Source organism: Ensifer sp. ENS10 (assembly GCF_014852025.1).
Lineage (GTDB): Bacteria > Pseudomonadota > Alphaproteobacteria > Rhizobiales > Rhizobiaceae > Ensifer.
This window is the reverse complement of the sequence record NZ_JACVAS010000006.1, coordinates 222,277-237,051: the sequence shown is the minus strand read 5'-3', so window position 1 is coordinate 237,051 and position 14,775 is coordinate 222,277. Positions and strand designations below refer to the sequence as shown.

16 protein-coding genes are annotated in these 14,775 nt (G+C 62.8%); 6 read left to right on the top strand and 10 right to left on the bottom strand.

Annotated features, from left to right (window positions below; all coding sequences use genetic code 11):
• Positions 1–83: 83 nt before the first annotated feature.
• From IB265_RS21655 to IB265_RS21640, 4 genes are all read left to right on the top strand, one after another.
• Positions 84–734 carry a thiamine diphosphokinase gene (locus tag IB265_RS21655; protein ID WP_057255087.1) on the top strand — a complete coding sequence of 217 codons (651 nt, stop codon included), beginning with the start codon at positions 84–86 and terminating at the stop codon, positions 732–734.
• 3 nt (positions 735–737) lie between these two features.
• Complete coding sequence (locus IB265_RS21650) at positions 738–2,564, top strand: ABC-F family ATP-binding cassette domain-containing protein (protein ID WP_057254894.1); 1,827 nt, start codon at positions 738–740, stop codon at positions 2,562–2,564.
• A 77-nt stretch (positions 2,565–2,641) separates the two neighbouring features.
• Complete coding sequence (locus IB265_RS21645; protein WP_057254895.1) at positions 2,642–3,145, top strand: MarR family winged helix-turn-helix transcriptional regulator; 504 nt, start codon at positions 2,642–2,644, stop codon at positions 3,143–3,145.
• Positions 3,142–4,380 carry a multidrug effflux MFS transporter gene (locus tag IB265_RS21640; RefSeq protein WP_057254896.1) on the top strand — a complete coding sequence of 413 codons (1,239 nt, stop codon included), beginning with the start codon at positions 3,142–3,144 and terminating at the stop codon, positions 4,378–4,380. The genes IB265_RS21645 and IB265_RS21640 overlap by 4 nt, the downstream gene beginning before the upstream one ends.
• Before the next feature lie 59 nt (positions 4,381–4,439).
• Here the strand turns inward: IB265_RS21640 and IB265_RS21635 are convergent, their stop codons facing one another.
• Entirely contained in the window at positions 4,440–5,657 is a 1,218-nt protein-coding gene (locus IB265_RS21635) for an argininosuccinate synthase (RefSeq protein WP_057254897.1), read from the bottom strand.
• Positions 5,658–5,828: 171 nt separating this feature from the next.
• On the opposite strand from IB265_RS21635, the gene IB265_RS21630 reads away from it, so the two are divergent.
• Entirely contained in the window at positions 5,829–6,470 is a 642-nt protein-coding gene (locus IB265_RS21630) for a LysE family translocator (RefSeq protein ID WP_057254898.1), read from the top strand.
• A gap of 219 nt (positions 6,471–6,689) precedes the next feature.
• Here IB265_RS21630 and IB265_RS21625 read toward each other — a convergent pair whose 3' ends face one another.
• The 7 genes from IB265_RS21625 to IB265_RS21595 all read right to left on the bottom strand — a co-directional run bounded on the left by IB265_RS21625 (position 6,690) and on the right by IB265_RS21595 (position 12,895).
• A complete protein-coding gene (locus IB265_RS21625) occupies positions 6,690–7,484 on the bottom strand; it encodes an ABC transporter ATP-binding protein (protein WP_057254899.1) in 795 nt (264 codons plus the stop codon).
• A complete protein-coding gene (locus IB265_RS21620) occupies positions 7,481–8,359 on the bottom strand; it encodes an ABC transporter permease (protein ID WP_057254900.1) in 879 nt (292 codons plus the stop codon). The genes IB265_RS21625 and IB265_RS21620 overlap by 4 nt, the downstream gene beginning before the upstream one ends.
• Before the next feature lie 219 nt (positions 8,360–8,578).
• On the bottom strand, positions 8,579–9,532 hold the full coding sequence (locus tag IB265_RS21615) for an ABC transporter substrate-binding protein (RefSeq protein ID WP_057254901.1): 954 nt from the start codon (positions 9,530–9,532) through the stop codon (positions 8,579–8,581).
• 143 nt (positions 9,533–9,675) lie between these two features.
• Complete coding sequence (gene rlmN, locus IB265_RS21610; RefSeq protein ID WP_057254902.1) at positions 9,676–10,911, bottom strand: 23S rRNA (adenine(2503)-C(2))-methyltransferase RlmN; 1,236 nt, start codon at positions 10,909–10,911, stop codon at positions 9,676–9,678.
• Between the two features lie 283 nt (positions 10,912–11,194).
• Entirely contained in the window at positions 11,195–11,698 is a 504-nt protein-coding gene (locus tag IB265_RS21605) for an invasion associated locus B family protein (protein ID WP_057255088.1), read from the bottom strand.
• A 397-nt stretch (positions 11,699–12,095) separates the two neighbouring features.
• Complete coding sequence (locus IB265_RS21600) at positions 12,096–12,473, bottom strand: YkvA family protein (protein ID WP_057254903.1); 378 nt, start codon at positions 12,471–12,473, stop codon at positions 12,096–12,098.
• Positions 12,474–12,577: 104 nt separating this feature from the next.
• Positions 12,578–12,895, bottom strand: coding sequence for a 4a-hydroxytetrahydrobiopterin dehydratase (locus IB265_RS21595; RefSeq protein ID WP_057254904.1), 318 nt, complete (start codon positions 12,893–12,895; stop codon positions 12,578–12,580).
• 89 nt (positions 12,896–12,984) lie between these two features.
• On the opposite strand from IB265_RS21595, the gene IB265_RS21590 reads away from it, so the two are divergent.
• Positions 12,985–13,461, top strand: a complete 477-nt coding sequence (locus IB265_RS21590; protein WP_057254905.1) for a low molecular weight protein-tyrosine-phosphatase — start codon at positions 12,985–12,987, stop codon at positions 13,459–13,461.
• On the opposite strand, the gene thpR is transcribed toward IB265_RS21590, so the two are convergent.
• Entirely contained in the window at positions 13,398–13,988 is a 591-nt protein-coding gene (gene thpR, locus IB265_RS21585; RefSeq protein WP_057254906.1) for an RNA 2',3'-cyclic phosphodiesterase, read from the bottom strand. The genes IB265_RS21590 and thpR overlap by 64 nt on opposite strands.
• 114 nt (positions 13,989–14,102) lie before the next feature.
• Positions 14,103–14,744: an arylesterase gene (locus IB265_RS21580; protein ID WP_057254907.1), complete on the bottom strand. Its 642-nt coding sequence runs from the start codon at positions 14,742–14,744 to the stop codon at positions 14,103–14,105.
• Between the last annotated feature and the right edge of the window lie 31 nt (positions 14,745–14,775).

Here is a 14,775-nt window from a genome sequence, read left to right as displayed (position 1 = left end):
GGCTTCGGCAAATTGCTGCGATCGCAGCGGTTTGCGGTTTTCTTCGTTTTCCTTCCGCGATCCTTTGCGCTATGGGCATTGCCATGGCTCGATCGACCTTCACCATATTGCTTGGCGGCGCCCTCTCGGTGACCAGCCGGCTGACAGAGCAGCTCAGCGGCAGCCGCTTCGTTGCCGCTGACGGCGGCATGCGCCATGCCCGCTTGCTCGGCGTCGTGCCGGATGTCTGGGTCGGCGATTTCGATTCGACCGAAGACGCCCTGCTGTCCGAGTTCGCCTCCGTTCCACGCGAGCCCTACCCGGCGGCAAAGGCTGCGACGGATGGCGAGATCGCGGTCGAGGCTGCGTTGTCCCGCGGCGCTGATCGGCTGATCTTTGCCGGCGCGCTTGGCGGCAGCCGCAGCGACCATGCCTTCCTGCACCTGCTGCAGGCCGCAGCGCTTGCCGAGCGCGGGCTTTCGGTGCTGATGACCTCGGGCGAGGAAGAAGCCTACCCGCTGCTGGCAGGCACGCTCGATCTCGACCTGCCGAAAGGTTGTCTCTTTTCCGTGCTGGGATTGACCGAGCTGACCGGCCTTTCGATCGTCAATGCGCGCTATCCGCTTGACGATTTCACCCTGCCGTTCGGATCGTCCCGAACCGTATCCAACGTCGCGGAGGGTCCCCTTCGCTTCAGCCTCAAGAGCGGACGCGCCATCGTGCTTGCCCGCCCCTATGATCTTTCCGGAGCCTGAGCCTTGGCGCCCCCAATTCTGAAACTCGACGATATCTTCTTGACCTTCGGCGGCGCGCCGCTGCTTGCCGGTGCCAATCTGCAAGTGGAACCGGGCGATCGCATCTGCCTTGTCGGGCGCAATGGCTCGGGCAAGTCGACCTTGATGAAGATCGCCGCGGGCCTTTCAGAGGCACAGTCGGGCGAGGTGTTCCGCCATCCCTCAGCGACCATCCGCTATCTCCACCAGGCGCCGGATTTCGACGGCTACGACACGGTGCAGGCCTATGCCGAAGCCGGCCTCGGACCGAGCGACGATCCCTATCGCGTCGCCTACCTGCTGCAGCATCTGGGCCTGACCGGCGAAGAAGACCCGACGCGCCTTTCGGGCGGTGAGGCGCGCCGTGCCGCACTGGCGCGCGTCATGGCGCCGGAACCTGACATCTTGCTGCTTGACGAACCGACCAACCATCTCGACCTGCCGACGATCGAATGGCTGGAAGAGGAGCTTACCCGCAGCCGTTCGGCGCTGGTGTTGATCTCGCACGACCGGCGCTTCCTGGAGAAGGTCTCGACGGCGACCGTTTGGCTCGACCGTGGCCAGTCGCGCCGGCTCGATCGCGGCTTTGGCCATTTCGAAGCCTGGCGCGACGAGGTGCTGGAGGCCGAGGAACTGGAGCAGCACAAGCTCGGCAAGGCGATCGAGCGCGAGGAGCACTGGCTGCGCTACGGCGTGACGGCGCGGCGCAAGCGCAACATGCGGCGCCTCGGCGAGTTGCAGACCATGCGCGCGGTCTATCGCGGCCACAAGGGGCCTCAAGGCACCGTGCAGGCAACGGCAGCTGACGCCAAGGAGTCCGGCAAGCTGGTGATCGAGGCCGAAAAGGTCAGCAAGGCCTATGGTGACCGCACCATCGTCGCGCCCTTCTCGATCCGCGTCCATCGCGGTGACCGCATCGGTCTCGTTGGTCCGAACGGTGCCGGCAAGACGACGCTCCTCAAGATGTTGACCGGTCAGATCGAGCCGGACGCTGGCACGGTCAAGCTCGGCACCAACCTCGAAATGGCGACGCTCGACCAGAAGCGCGAAGACCTCAACCTGGACGACACGCTGGCCCATTACCTGACCGACGGGCGCGGCGACAACCTGCTTGTCAACGGTGAGCAGCGCCACGTTACCGGCTACATGAAGGATTTCCTGTTCCAGCCGGAACAGGCGCGCACGCCGATCCGCGAGCTCTCGGGTGGCGAGCGCGCTCGGCTGATGCTGGCGCGCATCCTTTCGCGGGCGACCAATCTTCTGATCCTCGACGAGCCGACCAACGACCTCGACATCGAGACGCTGGACCTCTTGCAGGAGATCGTCGCCGGCTTTGCCGGAACGGTCATCCTCGTCAGCCACGACCGCGACTTTCTCGATCGTACGGTCACCTCGACGATCGCGCCGGCAAACCCGGAGGAGCCGGATGGCCGCTGGATCGAGTATGCCGGCGGCTATTCCGACATGATGGCGCAGCGCAAGGGCGCGATTGAAGAGAAGCGCAAGGCAGAGAAGGCGGAAAAGGCCAAAGCCGACGCCGCTGCACCCGCCGCCGATGCGCCGAAGGCCGCCAAGGGCAAGCTTTCCTACAAGCAGAAATTCGCGCTCGAAAACCTGCCGAAGGAGATCGCCAAGGCAGAGGCCGATGCCGCCAAGCGCGAAGAAAAGATGGCTGATCCCAAGCTTTTCACAAAAGATCCAAACGCCTTTGCGAAGCTCGCGCAGGAACTGGAGAAGCTTCGTGCGGATCTCGCCCGCATGGAGGAGGAATGGCTGGAGCTCGAAATGCTGCGCGAGGAGCTAGAAGGCTAGCCGCAACCAGGGGCGTGTTGAACGGCGTCAGGGGATATGATAAGAAAAACTTATTATATCATTTGTGAACGATCCTGATGCCCTTCAAACTTGAATCCGAAACCATCGGAATGCTGCTCACGGACGTCTCGCGCCTTTTGCGCGGGGCTTTCGACCGCAAGGTCAATGCCATGGATCTGGGCATCACGCCCGGCGAGGCGCGCACGCTGATCCAGGTGGTGCTGAAAGAGGGCATCAAGCAGGCCGAGATCGCCACCCGCATGGGCATCGAGCCGATGACGCTTTCGGCCTATCTCGACCGGCTGGAGGCGATGGGCCTTGTTGCCCGCGTGCCGGATCCGGCGGATCGCCGCGCCAAAAACGTCGCCATCACCGAGAAGGCAGGTCCGCTGCTCACCGAGCTGATGACGGGGCTCAGGGAGATGATGAACGCCTATACCGCGGGGCTCGACGAGGCGACGCGCGAGGTTCTCTGCGCCAACTTGCGCATCCTGCGCGACAACTTGCGTGAGCTTGATCCGTGTCTCGCCGGCAAGGAAGCTGGCGAGAAGTCAGAGGGCGAGTCCGGAGCCTCGCAATGACGCGTCGCATGAGCGAGCGGCGCACGAGTATCATCGGGGCCTTCCTGGTGGCGCTCGGGCCTGTATCCATGGCGCTCTATACGCCGGCCATGCCGGACCTGGTGCGGGCGTTTTCGTCGAGCGAGGCGGCGATCAAGATGACGCTGTCGCTCTATTTCGCCGGCTTCGCCTTTGCCCAGCTCGTTTCCGGCACGCTGTCCGACGTCATCGGGCGCCGCCGCGCGACGCTGATCTTCATGGCGATCTATCTCGTCGGCAGCCTGATGGCGGCCTTTGCGCCTTCCGTTGCGGTGCTGCTTGCCGGGCGCCTGGTACAGGGTATCGGTGCTTCCGTCGGCATGACGGTGGCGCGCGCGATCGTGCGCGACCAGTTCACCGGCACCGAAGCGGCGCGGATCATGAACATGATCGGCATGATGCTAGCGCTGGGGCCAGCCTTGTCGCCGACCCTCGGCGGCCTGGCGCTCGGCCTTTTCGGCTGGCAGTCGATCTTCTTGCTGATGGTCGGCTTTGCCGCGATGGCTTGCATCACCGTGCAGTTCTTCATGGCCGAGACGGCGACGCCCGATCCGAGCAAGGGCCACCTAAGGCCGATCCTTGCGGCCTATCGCAGGCTGGTGAGCGACAGCCGTTTCATCTCCTCGACGCTCGTCATCGGCGGAGCTGTCGGCGCGCTCTATGCCTGGGCGACGATGCTGCCTTTCGTGCTGATCAACGAAGTCGGCCTGACGCCCACCGAGTTCGGCGTCGGCATGCTGATGCAGTCAGGCCTGTTCTTCTCGGGAACGGTGGTTGTGCGGCTCTTGATGCGTCGTTTCACACCGCAGGCGCTGGTACCGGCCGGCCTCGTCTTCATCGGTCTCGCCAGCCTGATCCTTGCTTACAGCATGCATGCACTTGCGCCGAGTTTCCTCTCGGTCATGCTGCCGATTGGCATCTATGCCTTCGGCATCGCCTTCGTCATGCCCTACATGATGACGGCGGCGATGGCGCCCTTTCCCGATATCGCCGGCACGGCATCCGCGATGATGGGCTTCGTCCAGATGGGCTCAGGCCTGCTCGGTGGGGCGATCGCCGCTGCCGTCGGTGTCCCGGTGCTTGCGCTTGGCACGATCATTCCGAGCTTTGGCGTCGTCTCTATCCTCAGCTATCTCTGGTATCGCCGGACGGTTCGGTTGAAGCTGCTGGCCCCGGCCGTTGACCGCGAGGATCCGCTGCCGGAGGCGGCGGAGTAACGGAAAAAAAAGCCTCCGCGAACGGATCGCGGAGGTTTTGTCTTTCGGCGCTTACCGACTTAGCGGTTGCGCGCAGCCAACGTGCGCAGGCGCAGCGCGTTGAGCTTGATGAAGCCGGCCGCATCCTTCTGGTCGTAGGCGCCCTGGTCGTCCTCGAAGGTAACGAGTTTGTCGGAATAGAGCGACTTGTCGCTTTCGCGGCCGATGGTCATGACGTTGCCCTTGTAGAGCTTCAGCGTCACTTCGCCTTCGACATGCTCTTGGCTCTTGTCGATCGCTGCCTGCAGCATCTCGCGCTCCGGCGAGAACCAGAAGCCGTAGTAGATCAGCTCGGCATAACGCGGCATCAGCTCGTCCTTGAGGTGGGCAGCACCCCGGTCGAGCGTGATCGATTCGATCGCGCGGTGAGCGGCAAGCAGGATCGTGCCGCCGGGGGTCTCATAGACGCCGCGCGACTTCATGCCGACGAAGCGGTTTTCGACGAGGTCGAGGCGGCCGATGCCGTTGTCGCGGCCGTACTCGTTGAGCTTGGCAAGCAGAGAGGCGGGCGACAGGCGCACGCCGTTGATCGAGACGGCGTCACCACGCTCGAACCCGATCTTGATGACGGTCGCCTGGTCCGGGGCCGCTTCCGGCGAGATCGTGCGCATATGCACGTACTCGGGAGCTTCCTGGGCCGGATCTTCGAGAACCTTGCCCTCGGACGAGGAGTGCAAAAGGTTGGCGTCGACGGAGAACGGCGCCTCGCCCTTTTTGTCCTTGGCAACCGGGATCTGGTGCTTCTCTGCGAATTCGAGCAGGTCGGTGCGGCTCTTGAACGACCAGTCGCGCCAGGGAGCGATGATCTTGATGTCGGGGTTCAGAGCATAGGCCGAAAGCTCGAAGCGAACCTGGTCGTTGCCCTTGCCGGTGGCGCCATGGGCGATGGCATCGGCGCCTGTCTTCTTGGCGATGTCGATCAGGTGCTTGGAAATCAGCGGGCGGGCGATCGAGGTGCCGAGCAGGTAGACGCCTTCATAGACGGCGTTGGCGCGGAACATCGGGAAGACGAAATCCTTGACGAATTCCTCGCGGACGTCCTCGATGTAGATCTCCTTGATGCCGAGCATTTCGGCCTTCTTGCGCGCCGGCTCGAGCTCTTCGCCCTGGCCGAGGTCAGCGGTGAAGGTGACGACTTCCGCGCCGAGTTCGGTCTGCAGCCACTTCAGGATAATCGAGGTGTCGAGACCGCCCGAATAGGCGAGAACGACCTTTTTCACGTCTTTATGCGATGCCATGGTTTCCGTCCGTCTGGTCTTGGGGAGGGCGGCGATGCCGCGTGCAAATCTGCGGCACTTTAGCCAGAACCTGCGGCGATACAAGCGCTAGAACGCGCCATGGCGCGAATCCGCTGGCAAAAGCGAAGGCGTGGCGTTAGAGGGGGCGATCTTGCCCCGAGGTGACTGACGATGGACTTCATTCCTGGCCTGCCGACCCTCGCCACCTTCGCCGCCGCAACGCTGCTTCTGGCGGCGACGCCCGGCCCGGACATGACGCTTTCGATCAGCCGGGCTCTGGCTCAGGGCAAGAAGGCGGCACTCTTCGTGGTGCTCGGCACCAGCTTCGGCATCGTCGTGCATACGCTTCTCGTCGCCTTCGGCATTTCGGCGCTGATCACCGCTTCGCCCACCGCCTTCACCATCCTCAAGACCGGTGGTGCCGCCTATCTTCTGTGGCTTGCGGTGCAGGCGATCCGCTTTGGTTCGAGCATTTCCGTTCAGAAGGTCGAGGTCACGGAGGGCACCGCGCTTGCCAACATTTCGGCCGGCTTCTGGGTGAATCTGCTCAATCCCAAGGTCATCATCTTCTTCATGACCTTCCTGCCGCAATTCGTCAGCGCTGACGACCCGTCGGTCACCGGAAAACTCTTGTTCCTCGGGCTGTTCTTCATCACCATCGGCATGCCGGTCAACATGCTGGTAGTCTTCACCGCCGACTGGCTGGCCTCCTGGCTGCAGCGCAACAAAGGCGTGATGCGGGCGCTCGATTTCAGCTTCGCCGGCGTCTTCTCGGTCTTCGCGGTGAAGATCTTCATGACGACGGCGCGGTAAGCGGACAGTTTCGCCCCTCATCTGCCTGCCGGCATCTTCTCCCCGCATGCGGGGAGAAGAGACCAGGCGGTTATCGCTCGGCCCGCTCACCCGTCGAGGTAAGAGATAACATGTCTTCGCAAAGGCTGGCGTAGTTTGCCCACGGTGCAGCACGCGTTCTTCTCCCCGTCCTTACGGGGAGAAGATGCCGGCAGGCAGATGAGGGGCAGGCTGAGCGGATCAGCCGATCAGCAGGGCGTCATCGTCGAGCGTCTGGCCGCGGATGCGGCGGAACATGGCGATGAGGTCCTCGACCTGCAACTCCTTGCGGCTGTCGCCGGCGACGTCGAGCACGATCTCGCCGCCATGCAGCATGATGGTGCGGTGGCCGTAATCGAGCGCCTGGCGCATCGAGTGGGTGACCATCATCGTCGTCAGCTTGCGCTCCGAGACGATCTTCTGGGTGAGGTTCATCACGAATTCGGCCATGCCCGGGTCGAGCGCTGCGGTGTGCTCATCGAGCAGCAGCACTTCGGAACCCGCGAGCGTCGCCATGACCAGTGAAACCGCCTGGCGCTGGCCGCCGGAGAGCAGATCCATGCGATCGCCCATGCGGTTTTCGAGGCCGAGATTGAGCTCGGCGATGCGCTCGCGGAAATGCTCACGGCGCTTGGGGCCGAGTGCTGCGGCAAGACCGCGCGCCTCGCCACGCTTGGCGGCAAGCGCCAGGTTTTCCTCGATGGAGAGAGCGCCGCAGCTGCCGGTCAGCGGATCCTGAAAGACACGGGCGACGAGGCCGGCGCGGGCGGCGGTGCCCTTGCGGCTGACATCGGTCTTCCCGATCATCACCTGGCCTTCGCTCGGCAGCACGTCGCCGGCGAGCACGCCGAGCAACGTCGACTTGCCGGCGCCGTTGGAGCCGATGACGGTGACGAAGGAGCCTTGTTCGATCGTCAGGCTGACGCCGTTCAGCGCCTGCTTCTGCAGCGGGGTTCCCTTGCCGAAGATGACCTGGATGTTGTTGACGCTGATCATGCCGCACCTCCACGACGCAGGCGGGGAAGGACGAGGGCGAAGGTGACGAGCGCGGCGGTGACGAAGTTAAGGTCGGAGGCCTGCAGCCCGAGCATGTCGGTCGACAGCGCCAGCTGGATGGCGATGCGGTAGAGGATCGAGCCGAGCACGCAGCCGATCAGTGCGATCAGGATGCCGCGCGCGCCGAGCAGCGTCTCGCCGATAATGACGGCGGCAAGGCCGACGACGATGGTGCCGACGCCCGAGGTGACATCGGCGAAACCGTTGGTCTGGGCAAAGAGCGCACCGCCGAAGGCGACGAGTGCGTTGGAGATCGCCATGCCGAGATAGATCTGGCGGTTGGTGTCGACCCCTTGTGCGCGGGCCATGCGGGCATTGGCGCCGGTGGCGCGCATCGCGAGACCGGCATCGCTCTCAAGGAAGCGCCAGACGACAATGACGGCGATGACGACGAGCACGCCGATGAACAGCGGCCGGACGTAGAAATCACGAAGACCGAGACCGTAGAAGGGCGACAGCATCGTGTCGGCATTGATCAGCGCGACGTTCGGCTTGCCCATCACGCGAAGGTTGACCGAGAAGAGCGCGATCATCGTCAGGATCGAGGCGAGCAGGTTGAGGATCTTGAAGCGCACGTTGAGCATCGCCGTGACGATGCCGGCGGCAGCCCCCGCGACCATCGCCACGCACGCGGCAAGCCACGGGTTGACGCCGGCAATGATCAGCACGGCGGTGACGGCGGCGCCCAGCGGAAACGATCCGTCGACGGTCAGGTCGGGGAAATCGAGTACCCGGAATGCAAGAAAGACGCCGACGGCAACAAAGGCGTAGACCAGCCCCAGTTCCACGGCTCCCCAGAAAGCGATTAGACTCAACCCCAGACCCTCTTTTCTACGTGTCGCGCGTGGTTGTCCTTATGGGCGCGACGCTCCCGCCTGGCACATGGGGCCATCTGTGGCCGGGCGCATGTGCGGCTTAGAACTTCGGAGCGGCCCCTCAATCCCAAGGATGCAGGCCCCTCATAGCGAACCGCCCCCGTATGGAACGGAGGCGGGCAAAACGCAACAAACTTGAACCTGAAAAGGCCGAAAGCCTTATTCAACGACGCGCGTTGCGCGCTTTACGACACTTTCCGGAAGGGTGACGCCCATTTTCTCGGCGGCCTTCTTGTTGATCACCAGGTCGGAACCGGCGGCGACCTTCACGGCGATGTCACCCGGGTTTTCGCCCTTGAGGATGCGCACGACCACGTCGCCGGTCTGCTTGCCGACGTCGTAGTAGTTGAAGCCGAGGGCTGCGAGCGAGCCGCGGGCAACCGAATCCGTGTCGGCGGTGAAGAGCGGCAGCTTGGCTTCTTCAGCCACAGCCACGGCGCCTTCCAGCGCGGAGATGATCGTGTTGTCGGTGGGCACGTAGATCGCGTCGGCGCGGCCGACGAGGGCGCGGGCAGCACCCTGGACTTCGGCCGACTTGGTGGCGGCGGATTCGACGACGGTCAGGCCGGCCTTTTCGGCTTCGGTCTTGAGAACTGCAAGCAGCGAAACGGAGTTGGCTTCACCGGAATTGTAGAGATAGCCGATCGACTTGGCGTTCGGCAGGATCTCCTTGATCAGCGCCACGTGTTCGGCAACCGGCGACATGTCCGAGAGGCCGGTGACGTTGCCGCCGGGCTTTTCCATGTCCTTGACGAGCTGGGCGCCGAGCGGGTCGGAAACGGCGGTGAAGACGACCGGGATGTCGCGGGTCGAGGAAACGACCGCCTGGGCGGACGGCGTCGAGATCGGCACGATCACGTTCGGTGCCTCGCCGGCGAACTGGCGGGCGATCTGCGCAGCGGTTGCCGGGTTGCCCTGGGCCGACTCGTAGATGAACTTGAGGTTCTCGCCTTCCTTGTAGCCGGCGGAGGCCAGCGCATCCTTCACGCCGTCGCGGGCGGCATCGAGCGCCGGATGCTCGACGATCGCGGTTACGGCGACGGTCACCTCATCGGCACGGGCGGGCAGGGTGAATGCCACCGTGGCGGCAAGGGCGATGAGAAGTGAGCGCATGGGTTGTCCTCCAATTGATTTCCCGCTTTCTTAGGAAACCGGTGACATGAAATCAATCGATAGGAACTGCATCACCCATCAAAGTTCTTCATCGATCCCGGCGAGCCGGGACCGGAAAACCGCCGCGGGGCAGGCGGTTCGTCTCAGTCCTCGCCGTGATTGGCGATCATCATCGCCTCGAAGGCAAGGCGGTCGACCTTGCGCATGCGCTCGGATTCCGACTTCAGCTGGCCGCAGGCGGCGAGAATGTCGCGACCGCGCGGGGTGCGGATCGGAGAGGCATAGCCGGCCTGGTTGATGAAGTCAGCAAACTTCTCGATGTGTTCCCAGTCGGAGCACTGGTAGTTGGTGCCAGGCCACGGGTTGAAGGGGATGAGGTTGATCTTCGCCGGTACCCCCTTCAGGAGCTTCACCAGTTGCTTGGCGTCTTCGAGGCTGTCGTTGACATCCTTCAGCATCACATATTCGAAGGTGATGCGGCGGGCGTTCGAGAGACCCGGATAGGCGCGGCAGGCGTCCATCAGTTCCTTCAGGGGGTACTTCTTGTTGATCGGCACCAGCATGTCGCGCAGGTCGTCGCGCACCGCGTGCAGCGAGATCGCCAGCATGACGCCGATCTCCTCGCCGGTGCGGTAGATTTCCGGCACGATGCCGGAGGTCGAGAGCGTGATGCGGCGCTTGGAGAGCGACAGGCCCTCGCCGTCAGACGCGATCAGCAGTGCGGTCTTGACGTGTTCGAAATTGTAGAGCGGCTCGCCCATGCCCATCATGACGATGTTGGTGATCTTGCGGCCCTCGGCCGGCACGATCGCGCCCTGTGGCGTGTCGCGCTCCGGGAAATCGCCGAGCCGGTCGCGGGCAAGCAGCAGCTGCGCGAGGATTTCCTCGGCCGTCAGATTGCGCACCAGCTTCTGCGTGCCGGTGTGACAGAAGGAACAGGTGAGCGTGCAGCCGACCTGGCTCGAAATGCAGAGCGTGCCGCGGCCTTCTTCGGGGATGTAAACGGTCTCGATCTCGACCGGGCGGCCGGCACCGCGTGCCGGGAAGCGCAGCAGCCACTTGCGGGTGCCGTCGCCGGAGATCTGCTCCTCGACGATTTCGGGCCGGGCAATGGTGAAATGCTGCTTCAGCATCTCGCGCATGTCCTTCGACACGTTCGTCATGTGGTCGAAGTCGGAGACGCCGCGCACGTAGAGCCAGTGCCAGAGCTGACTGACGCGCATCTTGACCTGGCGCTCCGGCACGCCCTTTTCGACGAGGGCCTTCGCCATGTCCTCGCGCAGGAGGCCGATCAGCGACGGCTTCTCCGCTTCGGGCGCTGCGCGCACCTGCGGTGCCCTAGCGATCTCCACCCGGTTCAGAATTTCAGTGGCTGCCATGCTCTTGATGTCCTGTCGTACAGCGTGAGGCCGTCCGGAGAGCGGGTCCGGAATTCGTCCTGATGCGCGAATTGAAATCGGTCGAGCCATCGAAAGCGGCCAATCAGGGCGCGGAGGCTCTCAAGTTGGGCCGGGCTTTAGCATTGTTTTGGCCCGGAGTCACGAGGCAGACCCTTTGAATGCAAAAGGCCGGCTTCGCAGCCGGCCCAATGTCTGGTTCTTCGCCATGGCTTTCACGCCTGTTGTGCCGCAAGACCGCTGCACACTGCGTGACATGCCTGGATTACTTGCAGGCTTCGATCTGCTTCAGCGCAGCCGAGATGCCCGAGAGCGAATAGGAGTAGGAGGTGGCCGTGCCCTTGCGCGACTTGGCGTTGACCGACATGGCCTTGCCGGTCTTCATCGCGGCGACGAGCGCCGGTTCTTCCGCCGCGTTTTCCACCCAGGCGGAGTTGCCCTTGGTAAACATCACGAAAGTGCGGCCGTCGATGACGACGTTGACCTTGGAGTTTTCCTGAAGGGGGTAGCCCATCATCGCCTGCGGCTCATAGCTGATGTTCTGGCCCGGGCGCTGGGATACGAGGAAGAAGATGTCGCCGTGGTCGACGCCGGCCGGGCTCTTTTCCTTCGGAACCGAGAGGACGTAGCAGACCTTGCCGCCGCCGGCGTTGTAGGAATAGGCGCCCCAGGCGTTGAACTGCTGGATGCGCGTCGGAGACTGAGCGGCAGCCATGCTGGCGGTTGCCAGAACGAGTGCGATTGCGGTTGCGATCTTTCTTACAAACATGAGGTCCTGCCGCTTTTCTTGCTTTTCGATCACCCGAAACAGGTCAGACGGGCGACGCGTAGTCATGATTTGATTTGTTTTGACTTAATTCAGGTTACCAAACCGTCAACGAAGGCTGAAAACCGCGGGTTTAGCCCCGAAATGGGGCGGTTTGCCCCATCTGCCCCAGCGTCTTTCACCCGATGATTCGCGGTGAGCGAACCAAGGGTCGATGCCGGATGCGCGTCGCCTCGGAATGCTGTTCCAGAAGGTTTCCTGCCCCAAGCCATTACATGGCGCCAGCCGCGCCTAACCGTGCGACCAGCGTCATTTGCAAGTCTATGCCACAAAGATTCGGGCAAGAGTTTGACTTTCGGGCAGGAATGGGGCGCCACAACCTGGCGGCCGGCTTTCAACATCAGCCCTCGGGCGTGTCGGCCAGCGTCTCGTCGGCCTTGGTATAGTGCGTTTCCTTGATCTGTCCGCTGATGGCGGCGAAGGCCGCGGTCAGCACCGCCACGTCGTCGGAGAAACCGACCACTGCCAGCACGTCGGGCAGGAAGTCGAGCGGCAGCACGAAATAAGCGAGCGCTGCGAGCAGAATGCCGCGGGTGCGTGTCGGCGTCTTCGGGTCAATCGCGCAGTAATAGGCGGCGACGAGATCGCGGCTGAACGGGATCTGCCGGGCAGCGCGCCGAAAGGTCGGCCAGAAGCGTCGCTTCACGCGCTTTTCCCGGCGCTCCTGCTCGGATTCTTCGCCTGGCAAGAGAATTTCACCGATCTTGATGTCGTCCATCGTCCCGCTTCCGGCGCTCTAGCATTTTGATTCCAGAGCATCTTATCCGCTTTCCGCTTGAAAGCGGGATGCTCTGGCGTTTCTCAATATGGGGATCGGCCGTGCTATTTCAAATGATCCGGCATCCGGCCGGCCGCCGCTTTGTCCATGCGCGCCGCCAATTTGAAGTCGAGTTCCGTCAGCCCACCGGCATCATGGGTGGTCAGGGTTACGTCGACGCGATTGTAGACGTTGAACCATTCGGGATGATGGTTGAATTTTTCGGCGACGATCGCGCACTCGGTCATGAAACCGAAGGCTTCGACGAAGTTCTTGAAGCGGAACGCCTTCCAGATCGAGTTGCCGTCTTCGGCTCGCACCCAGCCTTCCATCTTGTGCAGGTTTTCGGCAATCGTTGCCTCGTCGAGCTTTTCCGCAGTCATCGTCTCTCTCCCACACATCGACCTGTTCGAAGGCCGAGCTGCTGCGTATAAATGCGCATCAATCTCCAGTCCTGTCGAAATTGAATAGCATGAAACCGGTCAGAGTTCTTTTCGTTTGTCTCGGCAATATCTGCCGGTCGCCGCTGGCCGAGGGTGTGCTGCGCGCATTGGCCGAGCAAAAGGGATTGGCACCAGCGCTGCAGGTGGATTCGGCCGGAACCGGTGCCTGGCACATCGGCGATCCGCCCGACAACCGCTCGATCCAGGCGGCGCGGCGGCGCGGGATCGACATCTCTGCGCTGCGCGGGCGCCAGGTTCGGCCGGACGATTTCCGGGATTTCGACCTGATCCTCGGCATGGACGAAAACAATGTCCGCACGCTCAAGCGCTTGGCGCCCGCCGATGCGGCCGAGAAGGTGCATCTCTTCCTCGACTATGCGTCCGCCCGCAATCAGGATGTCCCGGACCCCTATTACGAAGGGCCAGAAGCCTTCGAGGCGCTCTACCAGATGCTCGAAGCCGGGTGCTCGTCGTTGCTCGAAAGGTTCGGTGACCGCGCCTCGTGAAGCGGGAAGACCTCTTCCGTGAGGTATGGCCCGCCACCGACCGAGTCGCGCGATGACAGAAGCACGAAGCGCGAGACGGTGAAGAGCGAAGTCATGAAATTACCGCGTCCGGAGAGGTACTCGACCACATCCTCGACGCGGCTTGAGCGCAGCCGGGCGAGCGTCACATGCGGCGTGAATTTTCGCGGATCCGGCCCGAGCCCGAGCCGCTGGCAGATGCGCTCGATCTCGGCCTGAAGGGCGTACATTTCCGGGTGGTTGCTGACGCCGGCCCAGACGGAATGCGGCTTCTTCGAGCCGAAAGCGCCGGTGCCGGTCAGCTGCAGTTGGAATTCCGGTCTTTCGATCCGATCGAGCTTGTCGATGATCTCGTCGGCGGTGCGCCAGTCGACGTCACCGATGAAGCGCAAGGTGATGTGGTAGTTCTCCACATCTATCCAGCGAGCTCCGGGAAGTCCTCCGCGCAGCAACGAAAGACTCATTGCTGCATTGCGCGGAATTTCGAGGGCGGTGAATAGTCTCGGCATGGCGAGCTCCCCGAATCTCTTGCAGATGTCTCAGCGAATCACGCATCGAGTCTGCACGCAACTAGTATTTGACACTTACGAATATTAACGTTCCCTTAACTGTGGACGATGTCATCACTCCGTCTTATTCAAGGTTGCCAGAAAGCGTTCGACGATAGGCAGTGCCTTCTCGACCATTACGCCGACGCCGTCGCCATTGGGATGCATGCCGTCTTCCAGCTTGAGCTTCGCCTCGGTCACTACGCCGTCGAGGAAGAACGGGTAGAGTTCCAGCCCATATTTTTCGGCAAGCTCCGGAAAGATCGGGTTGAAGCGGGCGGCATAGTCGGCGCCCATGTTCGGCGGTGCCATCATGCCCGCGAGCAGCACCGGGATGCCGCGGTCCTTGAGACGTGTAATCATCGCCTCGATGTTCTTGCGAGTCTCTTCCGGCGGGATACCGCGCAGCGCATCGTTGGCGCCAAGTTCGAGGATCACGCCCTTCGTGCCATCGGGCACGGACCAGTCGATGCGGGCAAGGCCGCCGGATGAGGTGTCGCCGGAAACGCCGGCGTTCGCGATCGTCACGTCCAGGCCCTTTTCCTTCAGCGCCTTTTCGAGCCGAGCGGGGAAGGCGTCCTGCGGCGGGAGCTGATAGCCCGCCATCAGGCTGTCGCCGAACCCCACGAGGCTGATCGTCTCGGCGCGTGCTGCCGATGATAACGCAATTGTCATCGTCAGTGCCAAGAAAACCCGTTGAAATCCTTTTAATGCCATGGGCCTGTTCCTAAATCCCGAATGCCGTTTC